General features: G+C 58.0%; 10 protein-coding genes. 6 read left to right on the forward strand and 4 right to left on the reverse strand.

What is annotated here, in order from left to right; genetic code table 11:
- The first annotated feature begins 155 nt into the window (after nt 1–155).
- From K227x_RS13645 to K227x_RS13660, 4 genes are all read left to right on the forward strand, one after another.
- Complete coding sequence (locus tag K227x_RS13645; protein ID WP_246146782.1) at nt 156–1,601, forward strand: OprO/OprP family phosphate-selective porin; 1,446 nt, start codon at nt 156–158, stop codon at nt 1,599–1,601.
- Nucleotides 1,602–1,996: 395 nt separating this feature from the next.
- Nucleotides 1,997–3,553, forward strand: a complete 1,557-nt coding sequence (locus K227x_RS13650; protein WP_145170225.1) for a circularly permuted type 2 ATP-grasp protein — start codon at nt 1,997–1,999, stop codon at nt 3,551–3,553.
- Between the two features lie 132 nt (nt 3,554–3,685).
- Nucleotides 3,686–4,636, forward strand: a complete 951-nt coding sequence (locus tag K227x_RS13655) for an alpha-E domain-containing protein (protein ID WP_145170227.1) — start codon at nt 3,686–3,688, stop codon at nt 4,634–4,636.
- A complete protein-coding gene (locus K227x_RS13660; RefSeq protein ID WP_145170229.1) occupies nt 4,633–7,992 on the forward strand; it encodes a transglutaminase family protein in 3,360 nt (1,119 codons plus the stop codon). The genes K227x_RS13655 and K227x_RS13660 overlap by 4 nt, the downstream gene beginning before the upstream one ends.
- 453 nt (nt 7,993–8,445) lie before the next feature.
- On the opposite strand, the gene K227x_RS13665 is transcribed toward K227x_RS13660, so the two are convergent.
- Complete coding sequence (locus tag K227x_RS13665; protein WP_145170231.1) at nt 8,446–8,856, reverse strand: RNA recognition motif domain-containing protein; 411 nt, start codon at nt 8,854–8,856, stop codon at nt 8,446–8,448.
- Between the two features lie 466 nt (nt 8,857–9,322).
- Between K227x_RS13665 and uvrA the strand changes: the two genes are divergently transcribed.
- Nucleotides 9,323–12,163: an excinuclease ABC subunit UvrA gene (uvrA, locus tag K227x_RS13670; protein ID WP_246146784.1), complete on the forward strand. Its 2,841-nt coding sequence runs from the start codon at nt 9,323–9,325 to the stop codon at nt 12,161–12,163.
- Between the two features lie 12 nt (nt 12,164–12,175).
- On the opposite strand, the gene K227x_RS13675 is transcribed toward uvrA, so the two are convergent.
- Both K227x_RS13675 and K227x_RS13680 read right to left on the reverse strand, forming a co-directional pair.
- A complete protein-coding gene (locus tag K227x_RS13675) occupies nt 12,176–14,890 on the reverse strand; it encodes an MGH1-like glycoside hydrolase domain-containing protein (RefSeq protein ID WP_145170235.1) in 2,715 nt (904 codons plus the stop codon).
- Between the two features lie 400 nt (nt 14,891–15,290).
- Entirely contained in the window at nt 15,291–16,484 is a 1,194-nt protein-coding gene (locus K227x_RS13680) for a phosphoglycerate kinase (protein ID WP_145170237.1), read from the reverse strand.
- A gap of 591 nt (nt 16,485–17,075) precedes the next feature.
- Between K227x_RS13680 and K227x_RS13685 the strand changes: the two genes are divergently transcribed.
- A complete protein-coding gene (locus K227x_RS13685; RefSeq protein ID WP_145170239.1) occupies nt 17,076–17,966 on the forward strand; it encodes a hypothetical protein in 891 nt (296 codons plus the stop codon).
- Nucleotides 17,967–17,968: 2 nt separating this feature from the next.
- On the opposite strand, the gene K227x_RS13690 is transcribed toward K227x_RS13685, so the two are convergent.
- On the reverse strand, nt 17,969–18,904 hold the full coding sequence (locus K227x_RS13690) for an RluA family pseudouridine synthase (protein WP_145170241.1): 936 nt from the start codon (nt 18,902–18,904) through the stop codon (nt 17,969–17,971).
- Between the last annotated feature and the right edge of the window lie 105 nt (nt 18,905–19,009).

The following is a 19,009-nucleotide window of genomic DNA, read 5'->3' on the forward strand; positions in this document are numbered from 1 at the left end:
CAGATGCCCGCCACCCGGGATAGCGATGAGGGGCAATCGGATTTCGCTAACGAAATCGTCACCGGCACACCGCAGGCGCGGCCAACGATGTGGCACATCGACCAATCACCCAATCATTCACTGCGATGACTGTCGCGAATCGATACAGGATCACCATGAACCGAATGTTCCGATACGGATGGATCTTAGGGATGGCGGCATCGCTGGTGACGGCATCCGCTTGGGCGGCAACCTTGGCTGATGAAATCCAGGCGGTATCGACCAGCGACCCCGTCGCCGAGCGACCGGCGTCGCCCATGGCGACGCCCGGGCAGGGTTTGGATGTCGCCGAAGAGTTTGCCAAGATGCAAGCGCAGATCGACGAGTTGAAGGTGTCGACAGCGACACCCGTGGGGTTCCCGGCGGCCGCATGCAGCCCGGCGGCGCCCGCGGCGAAGTATCCAAGCGTCCGATTGACCGGGTTCTTCCAAGCCGATTCAGGATGGTTCAGCCAGAGCGATGCCAATCGGTTGGCAGTTGGGATAGGAGTCATCGAGGATGGCGACGTCCAAGACGGATCGGACTTTCGCCGCGCCCGACTGGCCGCGGTTGGAGACGTCTGGGACAACGTGTCGTACATGCTGGAGATGGACTTTGCATTTCCAGGACGCCCCAGTTTCATGGATGTCTGGCTGGACATCGACGTTCTCGATGGCGACAGTCATCTGCGGATTGGCCAGTACCGCCAACCGGTTGGGATGGACGGGTTAACGAGCGTGAAAGATATGACGTTCCTGGAACGCGGCTTGCCGTTTGCGTTTCTTCCGTTTCGACAGATCGGTGCGATGTGGTACGGCGTCAATCGAACCCAGGACATCACTTGGGCGATTTCGGGATTTCGTTTTCCCACCGATGTGTATGCCAACAACGTGGGTGACAACGGCGGGTACGCGATGGCTGCTCGTTTGACGGGATTGATGGTAGACGCCAAGGATGGCGGCGCGATCCTGCACGTTGGTGCGTCGTACAGTTATCTGGATCCGGCCAACGACCAGATTCAGATTCGCAATCAACCCGAAGTCTTTGTCGGCGAAAACGGCTTGGCGTCGTTAGGCCCGGCCGGCGTCCCCAGCTTTGTGCCTCCGTTTGTTGACACCGGACAAGTGGCTACCGAACACGTGAATTTGTTGGGTGCCGAACTTGCCGGAGTCCTCGGGGCATTCCATTGGCAAACCGAAGCCTTGTTTGCCAACGTCGATCAAAAGGGCGGCCCATCGTTGGTGTTCCCCGGTGCGTACGTGCAGGCCGGGTATTTTCTGACCGGCGAAACGCGACCCTACAACCGTTCCGCAGGAGTGCTTGGGCGAATCAAGCCGAACTGCAGCGTGGGCAAAGAGGGTGGCATCGGAGCTTGGGAATTGGCCGTTCGATATTCAACGATCGATCTGAATGATAAGAACATTCAAGGCAATCGTTTGAACAATGTTACCGGTGGCGTGAACTGGTATATGAACCCGTTCACCAAATTTCAGTTCAATTACATCCATGCGATGTTGGACAGTCCCGCCTATGGCAGCAGCAACGCAGATATCGTTGCGATGCGTGCCCAGTTGGACTTTTAGCCGACGGTGAACCGACCGTTCCAAGTTCGTTTTTCCGCCCTACGCCAAGTTAGACGTCCCGGATGGGATGCTTGGTCGAACTTGACGCGCCGCGATTGCAAACGCGGCGGCGGGGGTTTCTGCACTCCAGCCAATTCTAGCTGTGCCGGAGTCCCTTGATGTTGATGTAGGGGGTCGATCGTTGCCAAAAGTCAACGAAATTCGTCCGTTGCCCTTTCAACGGCCACTCGGGGCGATAGACTCATCGGTGACCAGAGGCGGACTGGTCTGACACAACGGGTAGCTTGGCATCATTTCGATGGTTCCGAGCGATGAATCGATGACCAGGAAACTCTTTCTGGGCACGGACGGCCTATCAATGGTCGCAAATTTTAACTGCCGGACCCAATGCACCTATGGCGTCTTCGTCTTCGCAATCGCAGAACTCCCAGTCCCAAAGTCAACGCGCCGATGGTTCATCGCCTGCGATTCGGGCTCCTCGCCTAGCCAATTACCAGTGCGAAGGCTTCTTTGACGAACTGGTGGATGACCGCACGGTGGCACGGCCAGACGCCGAGTCGCTGGTGGCGTTGATCAACAGTTTGCCGCCCGAGGAATTGCTGCGACGCCAGAACGCGATCGAGCGTTCGCTGTATCAGATGGGCATCACCTTCACGGTCTACAGCGACGAAGCTGGTACCGAAAAGATCATGCCTTTCGATGTCGTGCCGCGAATCATCTCTGCGATGCTGTGGCAACACATCGAAGCTGGACTGAAACAGCGAATCATGGCGCTGAATCGGTTTCTGGCGGATATCTACGGCGACCAAAAGATCATTGACGATGGCATCATCCCTCGCGATATCATCGAATCGGCACCGGCATTCCTGAAAGAATGTGTCGGGCTGCGTCCGCCCGGCGGTGTTTGGTGTCACATCACCGGGACCGACTTGGTCCGCGACAACACCGGCGCTGTCTACGTGCTGGAAGACAACCTCCGCTGCCCTTCGGGGGTTTCGTACGTGCTTCAGAATCGGCACGTGATGAAACGAAACTTCCCACAGGTGTTCGGGGCGTCGCGTGTGCGTCCAGTGAACGATTATCCGTCGCGACTGTACAGCATGTTGCAAGCGATCGCACCCGAGGGAGTCACGTCGCCCACGATCGCGGTGCTGACGCCTGGCGTCTACAACAGCGCCTATTACGAGCATTCGTATTTGGCCCAGCAGATGGGAGTCGAACTGGTCGAAGGTCGCGATTTGGTGGTCGAAGACGACGTCGTGTTCATGCGGACCACCGACGGGCTGCAACAAGTCGACGTGCTCTATCGCCGCGTCGATGACACCTTTATCGATCCGGAAACCTTCCGCGAAGATTCCTGCCTTGGTGTGGCCGGACTGATGCGAGCCTATCGGGCTGGGAACATCGCCTTGGCCAACGCCCCCGGGACCGGAGTCGCCGACGATAAAGTCGTCTATGCCTACGTGCCCGCGATGATCCGCTATTACCTCGACGAAGAGCCGATTTTGGCGAACGTGCCGACGTACATTTGCCAGCGCGAAGAAGATCGCAAGTACGTGCTGGATAATTTGGACAAATTGGTCGTGAAGGCTGCGGGCGAATCCGGCGGCTACGGGATCCTGATCGGTCCGCACGCCACGCCCGTCGAACGCGCAGAGTTTGCAGACAAAATTCGCAACGACCCTCGCAACTACATCGCTCAGCCAACCCTGCAGTTGTCCCGCGTTCCGACGTTGGCCGGTGGCAATCTAGAAGGCCGCCACGTCGACCTGCGACCGTACATCCTATGCAGTGGCCCCGACGACATCTGGGTGATGCCCGGCGGACTGACGCGCGTGGCTCTGAAAAAAGGTTCACTGGTCGTCAATTCGTCACAGGGCGGCGGCAGCAAAGATACCTGGGTCGCAGCCGAAGAGGGCCAGGAAATCGCGCCAGACTGGCAGGACGAATAGCTCGATTGGACAGGGCGCCGCGGCGTCCATGTGCCCTGCCCTTTCTTTGACGCACCCCGGTGCGCTAAATCCTTCGCTGCATCTCTGTTCGCCACATTCGCATTCTCTGCTACCCCAGCCTGTTGCCGTCCTATGCTTTCCCGCGTTGCCGAATCGATTTACTGGATGAGTCGCCAAATGGAGCGAGCCGAAAATTTGGCTCGTTTTCTCGAGGTGACGTTGAATCTGACATTGGACCAACCAGAGAACCTGATTGATCCCTGGGGACCCTTGGTCGAAGTCACCGGGGATACGCCCGCGTTTGTGGAAAAGTATGGCGTTCCGACACAGCAAAGTGTCGTCAACTTTTTGGCTTTCGACCCGGACTATCACTCGTCGATGCTGACCTGTTTGCGGGCCGCCCGCGAGAACGCCAAGAGCGTCCGCGAAACGCTGTCCAGTGAAGCGTTCGAACAGATTAACGAATTCTATCACTTCGTGTCCGACGCCAGCGCGTCGCAAATCACCGATCCAACCGCTGCCTTCTTTGATAACGTTCGCCAGTATTCGTTGCTGTGGTCCGGAATTCTGGATAGCACGATGTCGCATGACATGGCATGGCACTTCGCCAATGTCGGACGACTTTTAGAACGCGCCGACAAGACATCGCGGATCTTGGACGTCAAGTATTTCAATCTGCTGCCCAACGTTTCCGACGTGGGTACCGCGCTCGACGATTTGCAGTGGTCGGCGCTGCTGCTAGCGATCAGTGGGTTCGAGGCGTATCGTCGCGAACACCACCTGGTGAACATCGAAAAAGTCGTGTCGTTCTTTTTGTTCCACCGAACGTTCCCACGATCCGTCCGATCCTGTGTGGCTGGTGCCCATTGGTCGCTGTCGGAAATTGAACAAATGTCGAACTCCGATGAACCGGGGCAAGCGATCGCACAGATCGAAGCCATCCGGCATCGCCTCAGTGAGGCCGACGTCAAAGAGGTTATCACGAGAGGTGTTCACCAGTTTGTTGATTTGGTGCAAATCGAATTGAACCAGATCGGCGAGTCTCTTAATTACGACTATTTCAACGCACCTAGGCCAGTATGACTATTCGCGTCGCGCTCCATCACGAGACCCGGTATCAGTACGAGAGACCGATTGTTGTCGGCCCACAACTGGTTCGTTTGAAGCCAGCCTATCACGGCCGAACCAAGATCGAAGCCTACGATGTTCGGGTCGAACCGGAAGATCACTTCTGCAATTGGCAACAGGACCCGTTCGCCAATCCCATCGCCCGGTATGTCTTTGAAAAGCCCACGGACCACTTGGCCGTGACGGTGGATTTGATCGCCGATATGACGGTCATCAATCCGTTCGACTTTTTTGTCGAAGACGACGCGGATTGTTGGCCCTTTGAATATGCAGCCGAAGTTCGGCAACAGTTGTCGCCGTATTTGGTGAAGTCGGAACTGACACCCAAGTTGGCTGACTGGGTAGCGGGCATGCCCAAGCAGGCGGACCGAATCATCGATCTGTTGGTCGAGGTCAACCGGCGTGCGCAGAACCGGATCAACTACCGCATTCGTTTAGAACCGGGCATGCAGTCGCCCGAGGAAACGCTGACGTTGGAAAGCGGTTCGTGCCGCGATTCGGCTTGGATGTTGGTCGAAACACTACGGCAAATGGGGCTAGCCGCTCGGTTTGTGTCTGGCTATCTGATCCAATTGGTTGCCGACGAGCCGCCGATTCCCGAAGCCGATGGCGCCGTCGCACCCTCGGGACCAACGGAAGATTTTTGCGATCTGCACGCTTGGACCGAAGTCTATTTGCCAGGTGCCGGTTGGGTCGGGCTAGACCCCACCAGCGGTTTGTTTGCCGGCGAAGGACACATCCCGTTGGCGTCCACGCCGTCGTACACCGGCGCGGCTCCGATTTCCGGTGGCCACGAGCCCTGCGAAGTTACCTTTCATCACGAAATGTCGGTGACGCGGGTCTACGAAACACCGCGTGTGACGAAACCGTACAGCGACGATCAATGGTCAAAGATCATGAGCGTCGGCGACGACGTCGATAAGATTCTGGTCGATAGCGACGTCCGGCTGACCGTCGGTGGCGAACCCACCTTCGTGTCGATCGACAACATGGACGACCCACAATGGAACAGCGAAGCGGTTGGCGAAGAAAAGCGTGTGCTTAGCAACGTGCTGTTGCTGAAACTTCGCAACCAATGGGCGCCCGGGTCGATGCTGCACTATGGCCAGGGCAAATGGTACCCCGGCGAATCGTTGCCGCGATGGGCGTTGACCTGCATGTGGCGTCGCGATGGCGAACTGATTTGGAACGATCCAAAGTACATCGCCGACGAAGGCACCGATTACGGGCACACGCCGGATGACGCGAAGCGATTCGTCAGTCACCTGGCAGCCGAACTGAACATCAGCGCCAAAATGACGGTCCCGGTATACGAGGATCTGTTCCACTATCTATGGCGCGAAGATCGATTGCCCGTCGATGTCGACCCGACGGACCCCAAGCTGGATGATCCCAACGAACGTGCGATGATGATGCGTACCTTCGATCAAGGGCTAAGCAGTCCGGTTGGATACGTGTTGCCGGTTCGTCGCGCTTGGTGGCAGGCCAAGGCCGGTTGGGTTAGCGGACGTCTTCCCGTTCGCAGTGACAAACTGTATTTGATTCCCGGCGATTCGCCGATTGGTTTGCGATTGCCGTTGGCCGCGTTGCCAACGTCCTATTCGGCTGATGCACCTTTCTACACAGCACCGGCCGACCCGTTTGCCCCCAAGGGGCCGTTGGGATCGCTGCCGCGTGGCAACGAAGCTGCCGTACGGCATAGTGAATCGAGTCGCGCCGCCAACGAATTTGGTGGCCAGATCAATGAACAGGAATTGGACGAAGAAGTCGCTGACGAACTGCCCACCAGCGACGATGTCGTCGGCACCGCGTTGTGTGTGGAATGTCGATTCGGACGTTTGCATATCTTCATGCCTCCGACTCAGCGTCTGGAAGACTACTTGGATCTGGTTGCTGCGGTCGAATCGACTTGTGTCAAACTGGATATCCCGGTTGTGCTGGAAGGCTATCTGCCACCGCCGGATGATCGCGTGGACTACTTCAAGGTCACTCCTGACCCAGGTGTGATCGAGGTCAACACGAATCCGACGTCAAGTTGGACCGCGCTGGTTGATCAAACCGAATCGCTGTACCACGAAGCGCGTATGAGTCGCTTGGGTGCCGAGAAATTCGATATCGACGGCCGACACACCGGCACCGGCGGCGGAAGCCACGTTGTCCTTGGTGGGGCCACGCCATCGGAAAGCCCGTTTGTTCGCCGGCCGGATCTGTTGGCCAGTATCATTCGGTTCTGGCACAACCACCCATCGCTGTCCTTCATGTTCAGCAGTCGGTTCATTGGACCCACCAGCCAAGCGCCACGAATGGACGAATCGCGTCGCGATGCGGTCTACGAGATGGAAATCGCGATGGCCCAGCTGGATAAGATTGGCGACCATCAACCACCATGGCTGGTCGATCGACTGTTCCGCGACCTGCTGACCGACTTGACTGGCAATACGCACCGCGCGGAAATCTGTGTCGACAAGCTCTATTCGCCCGATTCGTCGACAGGTCGATTGGGATTGGTCGAGTTTCGTGGATTCGAGATGCCACCGAACGCCCGGATGAACCTGGCCCAACAGTTGTTGATTCGCGCTGCCGTGGCTGTGTTCTGGAACAAACCGTATCGGGCACCCTTGGCAGATTGGGGCACGTCGTTGTACGACCGTTACATGTTGCCGCATTTCATCTGGCAAGATCTGTGCAATTTGATTGGCGAACTGCAACGCGAAGGAATCGAGATTTCATCGGAATGGTTCGCACCGCATCACGAATTCAGGTTCCAAAAGATTGGCGAGGTCTCGTACAAGGATGTGCGTTTGCAGCTTCGCAATGCGATCGAGCCTTGGTATGTGATGGGGGAAGAACCGGCAGCCGGCGGCACGGCCCGATACGTCGACTCGTCCTTGGAACGAATGGAAGTCTTGGTCGACGGATTCGATTCGAAGCGGATGGCGGTGCTTTGCAACGGCGTTCAGATCCCCATGCACGCGACCGGTGTGCAATCGCAATCCGTGGCTGGGATCAAGTATCGCGCTTGGCAACCGCCCCGCTGTTTGCACCCGACGATCGGGATCCATACTCCGCTGCAGTTTGACATTGTCGAACGAATCACAGGTCGATCGATCGGTGGTTGTCGGTATCACGCCGTTCACCCGGGCGGTCTGTCACACGCATCGTTCCCGATCAACGCCAACGAAGCAGAGTCGCGACGTGCGTCTCGCTTCCAAGCGGGTACCATGACCGGCGGCGTCATCGACGTCCCAGAGGCAGCCATCATGCCCGGATCGACCGAGTACGCCGTCACCTTGGACATGCGTCGAACGTAGTCCGTAATGACCCAAGATAGGTCCCAACCGCAGCGCAAATCGCCAAGACTTTCGGCCATTCTCCTCGGCCGAAAATCGAGGCGGTTTGTCGATTGAATCTAGTCTTTAGTTGGAATGCTAGCCGCGTGAGCGCTAGCCCCGGTTCCTGGGTTGCGAAGCCGATCTAGGTCGAATCGTAGCCGTCTTTCTGCAACGGCATGGGCACCGGTAGCGCAAGTCGCCAAGACTTTCGGCCATTCCCGCCCGCGATCCCCTCGACCGAAACTCTGGGCGAGGTTCGGTACGCGGGTGAATCGCAGGGGATCCGCGTCGCGCACCCCCCTGTCCGCGCACCCCCCTGTCCGCGCATCCCCGGTCCGCGCCCCCCTGTCCGCGCACAAAAAAAGCACCCGTGACAAAGATTTGTCTCGGGTGCTTTCGTATTTGGATCAACTGCGATGGATCGCGTTGGACTTAGTAGCGATCGCCACCGCGTCCGCCGCCGCCGCCACCACCACCGTAGCCGCCACGACTTCCGCCGCCGCCGCCGCCACCACCACCGTAGCCGCCGCGACCACCGCCGCCACCGCCACCGTAGCCGCCGCCACCACCGCCACCGCCGCGTCCGCCGCGATCTTCGCGTGGACGAGCTTCATTGACGGTCAATGAACGGCCATCATGTTCTTGTTCGTGCAGGCCATTGATGGCTGCTTGGGCTTCCTCGTCGGTGCCCATTTCAACAAAACCAAAACCTTTACTTCGACCCGTGTCGCGATCTGTGATGACCTGAGCACTATCGACTGTCCCGAACTGAGCAAACAACTCTTCGAGGTCGGCACTCGAGACATTAAAGCTCAAGTTGCCGCAATACAATTTCCTTCCCAACGCTAACTCCTAGGCAAGGATTGACGACCCGTCGTTTACTTTCCGGGCCAAAAAGAAAGAGGCCAGCTTGGAGACCTACCAAGTGGGACGAACGAAAGCTGACGCGAGTCTCTGCCAGAGCACCAAGCTCTGCATCGACAATTTCACGATCGACGAACCTACCGCCGGAAATTTTAGCCTATTTCGGGGTGGCGAATAGCCCAAAGCCGGATTGGAAGGGCAATCCAGGGCGGCTTTTCGCAATTCTGGGCGGCTTCCGATCTGGCTGGGCCGGTGGCGGTTCGATTGGCCACCTCGCCGCTCTGAATTCTCGCGAAAACGACTCGCAGAACGTCTTTGCCCCTTCCAATCGGTCGAAATGTTCCGGCATGTTCTCCCTGGCACCTTGCCAATAGCCCGCCAATGGCGATCCTGGACATACGATTGGACTCGAAAATTGATCCGCGACGATTGCCGAAGGTACGTTTTGTCTAGTGATTTGATCTCTGTCCGCGGTTGCCGCGTCCACAATCTGCAAAATATCGATATCGATGTTCCGCGGGGCCAATTGGTCGCGATCTGCGGTCTGTCCGGCAGCGGAAAAACTTCGTTGGCGTTGGACACTTTGTACGCCGAGGGCCAACGCTGTTATATCGAGAGCTTTTCGGCGTACACGCGACAGTTTTTGCAGCGGTTGGATAAGCCGAATTGCGATTCGATCGAGGGGATTCCGCCCGCGATCGCTGTGACTCGCAGCGGTGGATCCAAGACGAACCGCAGCACGGTTGGCACGTCGACCGAAATTGCGGATCACCTGCGATTGTTGTTCGCCAAAGCGGCAACACTGTATTGCCCGGGATGTGGCCAGATCGTAACTCGCGACGACCCGGCCGAGGTCGCAGAGACGTTGGCGGCGTTGGACGACAGTTGCCGTTCGATGATCGCGTTTGCGGTATGGTTGCCCGATCGCAAGTCGGCCGCCGAGATCCTGTTGGGGCTGCAACAGGATGGTTACCTGCGTTTGATCGTGGGGGAATCGTCCTATCACCTCTCTGACGATGATCGCAGTCGTTTGGCCAAGAAGATTCGCGCGGCGGGGACGCAGGCGTTGGTCATCGTCGACCGCGTGACCGGTTCCGACACTGTCGAGCGGCTCACCGAATCAATGGAAACCGCCATGTCAGAAGGGCACGGCCGCGCGGTGTTGTTGTCATCGGGCGGCGAATCAGATGGCGATTGCGAGCCCGATGGTCAACGCAGTGTCACCATCGATGGACGCCAGTGGTCTCAGCGAACGGTCAGCCGCGATCGACGGTGTGATCGCTGCGACATCGACTTTCCCGACCCGGTCCCCCGGCTGTTCAATTTCAACAATCCGTTGGGGGCCTGCCCGACCTGTGAAGGATTTGGCGACGTGGTCGATGTCGACATGGATTTGGTCGTTCCCGATCGATCCCTGTCGTTGGCCGAAGGTGCGATCGCGCCCTGGAACACTCCGTCATACGAACACGAAAAACACGAACTGCTGGAACTGGCCGCGGACTACGATATTCCGGTGGATGTGCCCTTTTCGAAACTGAAAAAGAAACATCTGCGGCTGATCACCGCCGGGGTTCCTGATCGGAACTTTGGTGGACTGGACGGATTCTTTGCTTGGCTGGATCGCAAAAAATACAAGATGCACATCCGCATCTTCGCATCGCGTTTCCGTTCCTATCGAACCTGCCCGACCTGCGCGGGGAAACGATTCAAACCCGAAGCGCTGGCCTACCGCGTCGGGGATCAAAACATCGCGGATGTGTTGGCGATGCAGGCCGACGAATTGGTCGGACATCTGACATCGCTTGAACTGGGGACGCGTGAGGCCGAGATCGCGTCGGAGCCGATACGGCAGATCTCCGATCGCATCGGGTACCTGCAGGATGTCGGTTTGGGATACTTGCGTCTGGATCGCACGTTGCGCACTTTGTCGGGCGGCGAAACCCAACGGGTCGCGCTGACCTCTGCCCTGGGCAGCAGCCTGGTCAACATGCTGTACGTGTTGGACGAACCGACCGCCGGTTTGCATCCGGCCGACGTGGAACGACTTTCGCACGCCATCGTCGGGCTTCGTGATCGTGGCAATTCGGTGATTGTGGTGGAGCACGATGAAACCATGATCCGTCTTGCGGATCAGGTGATCGAGATCGGGCCGGGGGCGGGAATCGGCGGCGGGACGGTCACGTTCCAAGGCACGTCCGAGGAAATGTTGGCCGATCCCGATAGCCTGACGGGCCAGTTTCTGACCGGCCGACGTGGATGGACGCTGCGGGGCCATCAACCGCGGACCCCACGCGGACACATCACATTGACCGGCGCCCGAGGCCACAACCTCCAGAACATCCGAGTCGAAATCCCCCTGGAGGTGCTGGCGATGGTGACCGGCGTGTCGGGCAGCGGAAAGAGTTCGCTGGTTCAAGACACCCTGTACGGTGCGATCCGAAATCAAAAGTTGGGGGAATCGACCAAGCCGCTGCCGTTCGATTCGATCGGTGGGCTTAGCATGATCGACGATTGTGTGATGGTGGATCAATCGCCCATCAGCCGCTCGGCACGCAGCGCACCGGTAACCTACGTCAAAGCGTTCGACCCGATCCGCAAAGCGTTCGCCGATACGGTCGACGCGCGGACGCGGAACTACTCCGCCGGTCACTTCAGTTTCAACAGCGCCAAGGGACAATGTGAACACTGTGAAGGTGCGGGCGTGCTGGAAATCGACATGCAGTTCTTGGCGGACGTTTCCATGCGTTGCCCCACTTGCCGTGGAACCCGGTACCGCGACGAGATTCTGCAGGTTCGCTACCGTGATCGAACCATCGACGACGTGTTGCAGATGTCGGTGCGTCAGGCCCACTCGTTCTTTCGCGGAGATGCCAAAGTCCAGGATCGGCTGAGCCGCATGTTGGACGTCGGACTCGATTACATCAAACTGGGACAACCCGCCACGACGCTATCGAGCGGGGAAGGTCAACGATTGAAACTGGCCGCGTTCCTGGCCAGCGCCAAGCGACGCCGGACCTTGTTCATCATGGACGAACCGACCACCGGATTGCACTTTGCCGATATCGTCCGTCTGGTCGACTGTTTTGACGCATTGATCGATGACGGGCACAGCTTGTTGTTGGTCGAACACAATTCGCTATTGATGCAAGCGGCGGATCACATCATCGATCTAGGCCCCGGCGCGGCGGACGATGGCGGACAGGTCGTCGCCACGGGCACACCGGCCGAAGTTGCCAAGGTCCGACGCAGTGTGACCGGTCAGATCCTGAGCAAATTGGTCCAGTAACGACGCATCCGTTTATGCATCGTTACTGGCTTGGCTGCGAATCAGTGACGCAACCAGGGCGGTCCAACCGGTTTGGTGGCTGGCGCCGAGTCCCTTTCCGGAATCGGCGTGGAAATACTCGTAGAACAGAACCAGATCTTTCCAGGCGGGATCTTTTTGATACTGTTCGTCGCTGCCGTGCGATGGTCGGAACCCTTCGCTGTCGACTTCGAACAGCGAAATCAGCCGGCCTTCCAATTCGTAAGCGACCTCCTTCAGCGTCATCAGGTTTCCGCTGCCGGTCGGGCATTCAACTTGGAAATCGTCGCCATAGTAACCGTAGTAACGTTTCAGCGACTGGATCAGCAAGAAGTTGGTCGGGAACCAAATCGGGCCCCGCCAATTGCTGTTACCACCGAACATGCCACTGTCGCTTTCGCCGGCGACATAAAACACTTCGTGATGTTCGCCACCAAATTCGAACACAAACGGTTCGTCGCGGTGGGCGGCCGACATGCTGCGGATCCCAAACGGTGACAAGAATTCTTCTTCGTCCAGCATCACCGTGATCAGTTTGCGAAACCGTTCTTCCGATGGGATCGCCAACAGTCGTTTGCTGGCATCACTATCGTCGGGGCATTCCAGTTTCATGTACGTCATGTGTTCGCTGAGCTCGCCGCGGTTTTCCAGGAACCACTTCATGCGGCGTTTGAAACCGGGCAGCTTGTCGATGATCTTCTCTTCCAAAACAACGCCGGTCAGCAGCGGCAACAGTCCCACCAGCGACCGGACACGGATCGGAATCGATTCGCCGTCCACGTACAGGTGGTCGTAATAGAACCCGTCCGTTTCGTCCCACAGCCCCGTCCCGTCCATCGAATTCATCGCTTCGGCGATCGCGACGTAGTGTTCGAAGAACTTGCTTGCCATGTCGCCATAGGCCTGATGGTCTTCGGCAAGTTCCATGGCAATCCGCAGCATCGATCCGCAGTAAAACGCCATCCATGACGTGCCATCGGCCTGTTCTAGGTGGCCTTTGGGCAGCGGTTTGCTGCGGTCGAAAACGCCGATGTTGTCCAGCCCCAGAAATCCGCCGGCAAAGATGTTCTTGCCGCGAGGGTCTTTCTGGTTGACCCACCAGGTGAAATTGATCAGCAACTTTTGGAACGCACGTGCCAGGAACGCGCGGTCCCGTTGCAGGGGCGCACCGGTTGCTTTGTAAATTTCCCAAACGCCCCACGCATGGACAGGCGGATTGACGTCACCCAATTGCCATTCGTAGGCCGGGATCTGGCCGCTGGGATGCATGTACCATTCCCGCAGGAACAGGATCATTTGTTCCTTGGCGAAATGGGGATCCAGTTTTGCAAATGGAACCATGTGGAACGCCAAATCCCAGGCGGCGTACCAAGGGTATTCCCATTTGTCGGGCATCGAGATCACGTCGCGGTTGAACAGGTGCCGCCAATCGCTATTGCGTCCCTGCTTCCGTGCCGGGTTGGCCGGCGCTCCGTTGGGGTCACCGTCTAACCACGTGCTGACGACGTAGTGGTAGAACTGTTTGGTCCACAGCAACCCCGCATAGGCTTGCCGCATGATCGCTTTGCGTTCAGCTGAAATCGCGTCATCGATCACCGTCGAATAGAACTCGTCCGCCTCTTCGATCCGTTTTTCGAACGTTTGGTCGAACGAATCATCGAAGGCTAGTTCGGAATACCGTTTCGAGTCCTTGCCGGCTTTGTCGGCGATCAATGGTTCGTCGACGTGCGTCATTCGCAATCGCACGGTGACCGATTCGCCCGCACCGACCATCAACAGTCCATAGGCACCACATTTGGTACCGCGCTGATTGGGGTTCACCGCTTTGGTGTCGCCAGCGACGATATAGTCGTTCAGGCCGTCTTTGAAAAATTCGGATTCGCTGGGCAGCCCAGGGTGCCGCCGCGTGTTGGTTTCGTTGTCGGTGAACAGCCATGTCCATGCACCGGAGGTTCCGGCCTGGCCGGTTTGTTCACAGGTGCACCAGACCTGTCCGAGCGATTCGTGATTGGTTTGAACGACGTTGTCGACCAATCGCATGGTGGGCCGGGTGGTACAGCCTTCGTCGGTGCAGTGCCAGGTCCAGGTGTTGCGAAAGAACCACTGTGGCATCACATGCATCACCGCCGGTTGCGGACCACGGTTGGTGACGGTCAAACGGATCAGCAGATCGTCGGGGCCTGCTTTGGCGTATTCCGCCATCACGTCAAAGTAGCGTGAATCATCAAACGCAGGTGAATCCAACAGCTCGTATTCGGGTTCGTGCCGGTTGCGTCCTTGGCTGACCTCGACCAATTCCTCGTACGGGTACCTGCTTTGCGGATACTTGTACAACGCCTTCATGTAGCTGTGCGTCGGTGTGCTATCCAGATAGTAATAGCATTCCTTGACGTCTTCACCGTGGTTCCCCTCGGGGCCCGTCACGCCGAACAGACGTTCTTTCAGGATCGGGTCGCGTCCGTTCCACAATCCGACACTGAAGCACAGTCGGCTTTGGCGATCGCAAACGCCTAGCAGGCCATCTTCGCCCCACCGATACGCTCGACTGCGAGCATGGTCGTGGGGGAAATAGCTCCACGTGGCATCGCCGCCCTCGCTGTAGTCCTCCCGGACAGTTCCCCACTGGCGTTCCGAAAGGTACGGTCCCCATCGCTGCCAATTGACTTGGCGGCGGTTACTTTCAAGCAGACGAAGTTCTTCGGAAGACATACGCGGACAAGTGCGGGTGGCAGGTGATAAGGAACCAAGCGGTCGTGGCCTACAGCCGACACGTTGTTCACGATCTGGTCAACCATTGTAAGCAACCATCGCCGCAGCGAAGTGCGTCTGCCGGTGTGCAATCGGCGATCCCAGGCGATACGTTGGCCGCATTTCAAGTTTCAACATGAGCCGTTTGGGCGATCGCCCCGGTTGTCTGTGCGCCGGAAACCGAGGCTATCGCCTAGCGGCTCATGAGATCGGCGGGGCGATGGGCGATGGGCGAATGCCGGATCGGCGTCGCTTCGCTCCTTGATCCGGCCTACTTTGATTGCGTCTCGAAAACGCAATCGGCAGACCCCGCAGCGTACCGCTGCGGGATCGTGCAATCATGGCGTCACACCTAGCCGAATTAGGCTTCGTCAAGCAGGTCGACGGCGGCGAAAGCTTGGCCTTCTAGCATTGCCAAACTGGCTCCGCCACCGGTGCTGACGTGGCTGACCTGGTCGGCAAAGCCCAGTTGATCCACGGCTGCGGCACTGTCGCCACCACCGATGATGCTGATCGAATCGCTGTCCGCGACGGCTTGGGCAACTGCTTTGGTGCCGGCGTCCATCGGTGGCTTTTCGAACACGCCCATTGGCCCGTTCCAAACGATCGTTTTGGCTTTCTTGATCACTTCGGCGTACAGCTTTGCCGTTTCAGGACCGATGTCCAAACCTTCCATGCCGTCGGGAATCTGGCCGGCCGGAACGACCTTCTTGTTGCATCCCGCGATGTTTCCAAAATCATCGCCACAGTGGGTGTCGACGGGCAACATCAGCTTGTCGCCGCCCTTTTCGATCAGTTCCTTGGCCAATTCGACTTTATCTTTCTCGACCAGGCTATCGCCAATCTTGCCGCCTTGCGCCAAGGAGAACGTGTAGGCCATCGCGCCGCCGATCAAGACGGTGTCACAGATCCCAAGCAGGTTGTTGATGACGTTGATCTTGTCGCTGACCTTGGCACCGCCCAAGATGGCCACGAACGGACGACCGGGTTTGCTGATCGCGTCGCTGAGGTATTGGATTTCACGAGCGACCAAGTGGCCGACCACGCGTGGCTTGCCAGCCATCGCTTCGGGGACGGCAACCATCGATGCATCACTGCGATGGCAGGTGCCGAATGCGTCGTTGCAGTAGATGTCGGCCATCGCGGCCAACTTGCCAGCGAATTCAGCGCAGCCCTTCTTTTCGCCGGAATTGAAACGTAGGTTTTCCAGCACGACGACGCCACCGTCTTGCAACGCAGCCACTTTGGCCTTGGCATCGTCTTCGACCGTGTCGGATGCCATCGCGACCGGTTTGCCCAACAGTTCCGAGAGCGCCTTGGCGGCTGGTGCCAAGCTGAATTTGGATTCGAATCCGGTGCCGGCCGGTCGACCCAGGTGGCTGATCAAAATCAATTGACCACCACGGTCGACGACACTCTTGATGCTCGGCAACGCCATGCGAACGCGGCGATCATCGGTCACGTTCTGGTTTTCGTCCAAAGGCACGTTGAAGTCGACTCGCATCAGCACTTTTTTGCCGGCGACATCCACTTGGTCGATCGTTTTCTTAGCCATCGTTTGTTTCGTTCGTTTGAAGGAGAATCGAATGTGATCGGTAAATTCAGGAATCGTTGTTTCAGCAACTTGGTTGGATGACGCAAAACGATCTGGATCAGATCGAAAGGAGACGTCATCTGGCCGCAAAGGCCCCGTATCCACGGCCCCGTATCCGAGGACCCGCATCCACGGCAACGTATCCGCGGCAACGCCAACGGGGTGGATCAAGCGTTTCGGGAAAAGATATTTTGTCACCGAACCAGCCCCTTTGGGGGTGGTGTCCATCGGTGTGAAACCCCGTCGGGGCTGCACCCGGTGTGGCTGCACAACATTTTCCTGAACCGCAGGTTTTCGTCCGTTGCATGGTCTCTGACCCGCGATTATCGGGAATCCGGCATCAGTGTCGAGTACGCCACGAGATGTCCCGTTCTGGGCGGCCACCCTTTTCCTCAACTCGACAACCCCGACCAGCCGAAAAACCCTCACAGGCCTTTCGTTCGGCACTTCGCTGACGAAGGTACGTTTCCAAGTCCCTGCGGAATCGCGGTTTCTGAGTTTTCAGACATCGCACTCCCGCTGGCGAACGATTGATTGGTGGATCAATTGGGCATGGACACGAATGACTCGGGGGAGACATCGGTGGCCGGGGGATCGATCCATACGATCGCACACGGAAGGTGGTTTTGCGCAATCGCATTGGCGATGTGCTTGACGACATCGCCGAATGTTGCGAACGCAGAGGGCGGCCTATTTGGCCACTCCAGTAACGACGCAGATACCAGCAGCAAGCAGCGGAAAGCCGCGATCGCTTCGTTGCCGATGCAGCGGCTGACTCAATCGGCACAGGCACGCATCATGTCGATCGTCGATTCGCCGACGATCTATCGTCGTTTGCCGCCTCAGGCAATCGACTGTGACCAAAACATGTTCTTGTTCCTAAGCCGGAATCCCGAGGTCCTAGTCGGTATGTGGGACCTGATGGGAATCACCAACGTCCAGATCCGACGGACCGGGCCGTACCAGCTAGAAGCGATCGACGGCAGCGGCACAACCTGTCAGATCGATCTGGTCTACGGGGACCCGCACATGCACATCTTCGTCGCCTCGGGTAGCTACGACGGAAAGATGGTCGCCAAATCGGTTGATGGCAAAGGCGTCTTCATTCTGTCCAGCCGCTATTCACAAGCCAACGAAGGTCGCACCACCGTGACCGGCACGATCGACTGTTTTCTACAACTGGAAAGCTTGGGTGCCGACCTGATCGCCCGGACGCTTAGCGGTTTGATCGGGCGATCGGCTGATGTCAACTTTGCGGAAACCGCCCGCTTCATCGCGCAGGTGTCTCAGGCTTCGGAAAAGAACCCGCGATCGATGCTGGATGTCGCTTCGCGTCTGCCACAAGTGGACGAACAGACGCGGCGTGATTTCGCAGGCCAAATCGCCGATGTTGCACGCGGTGCAGCGGATCGGGACCAGCGTGTCGCTCGAGTCCCGCAGTGACGTTACTTTTGACGTCCGACGCCGCCGGCTAAGAACTTCTGCATCGCGGCCGGTAACTTAGATTCCAGGGTCATCGGTTTGCCGGATACCGGATGTTCAAACCCCAGCGTCATCGCGTGCAGGGCAATTCGTTTGCGAATCCAACGGGCGTGCATCGATTGATCGGTTTTGTACCGCGGGTCGCCCAGGACCGGATGTCCGGCGTGGGCAAACTGGACGCGGATCTGGTTCCGTTTGCCGGTATCTAGCGTGACCTCGACGTGCGTGGTGTCTTCCATCCGACGGATCACCTTGTAATGGGTCACCGCACGTTCGGCGTTCTTCGATGGGCCAGTGACGTAGCGATCCAGGTTGTTGCCGGTTGCCAGGTGTGAGTCGAAAGTTCCCGCGTCGTCGGTCATGACGCCTGCGACAATGGCGGCATAGACGCGATTCGGTTTGCGGTGTTTGAACTGTTCGATCAGCTTATCCGCGACCTCTTGGTTCTTGCCCATCACCAACAATCCGCTGACTTCGCGATCCAGCCGGTGGATTACAAAGGCTTGGCGGCGACGTTTGGAATGCGACAAGTACAACGTCACCCGGTCGACCAGCGTGTTGGATTCGTGGTGGTCGGTGGGCACGGTGAGGGTGCCGGCGGCTTTATCGACAACGATCAGCGCGTCGTCTTCGTGAACGATCGTGAAGGTACGGTCGGCCCAGCGGATTTTCTTCTTCTCGCGATAGCGTTGGTTGGCGTCGTATCGAATGCTAACCTGGTCGCCCTCGGCCACCGGTTCGCCGCCGTCATTGACCGACGCTCCGTTGATGGTGACACATCCGTGGTCGATCAAACCGCGAACCTGACTGTGCGATATCTGAGTCAGTTCTCGCACGATCGCGTCGACCCGCCCGGCTTGTTCCGGCAAAATGGTGGTCTCGGCTGTGGTTAGCGGCATCGCGTTGGGCTCCTGGGGACCTGAAAACGTGGCATTCTAGCGACTTGCGCCGCATCATCGTCAGTCCCCAACGCCGCGGTGGATGGCGAAACATTGCGGGGGGCT

This window comes from Rubripirellula lacrimiformis, assembly GCF_007741535.1.
In the GTDB taxonomy this organism is placed as follows: Bacteria; Planctomycetota; Planctomycetia; order Pirellulales; family Pirellulaceae; genus Rubripirellula; species Rubripirellula lacrimiformis.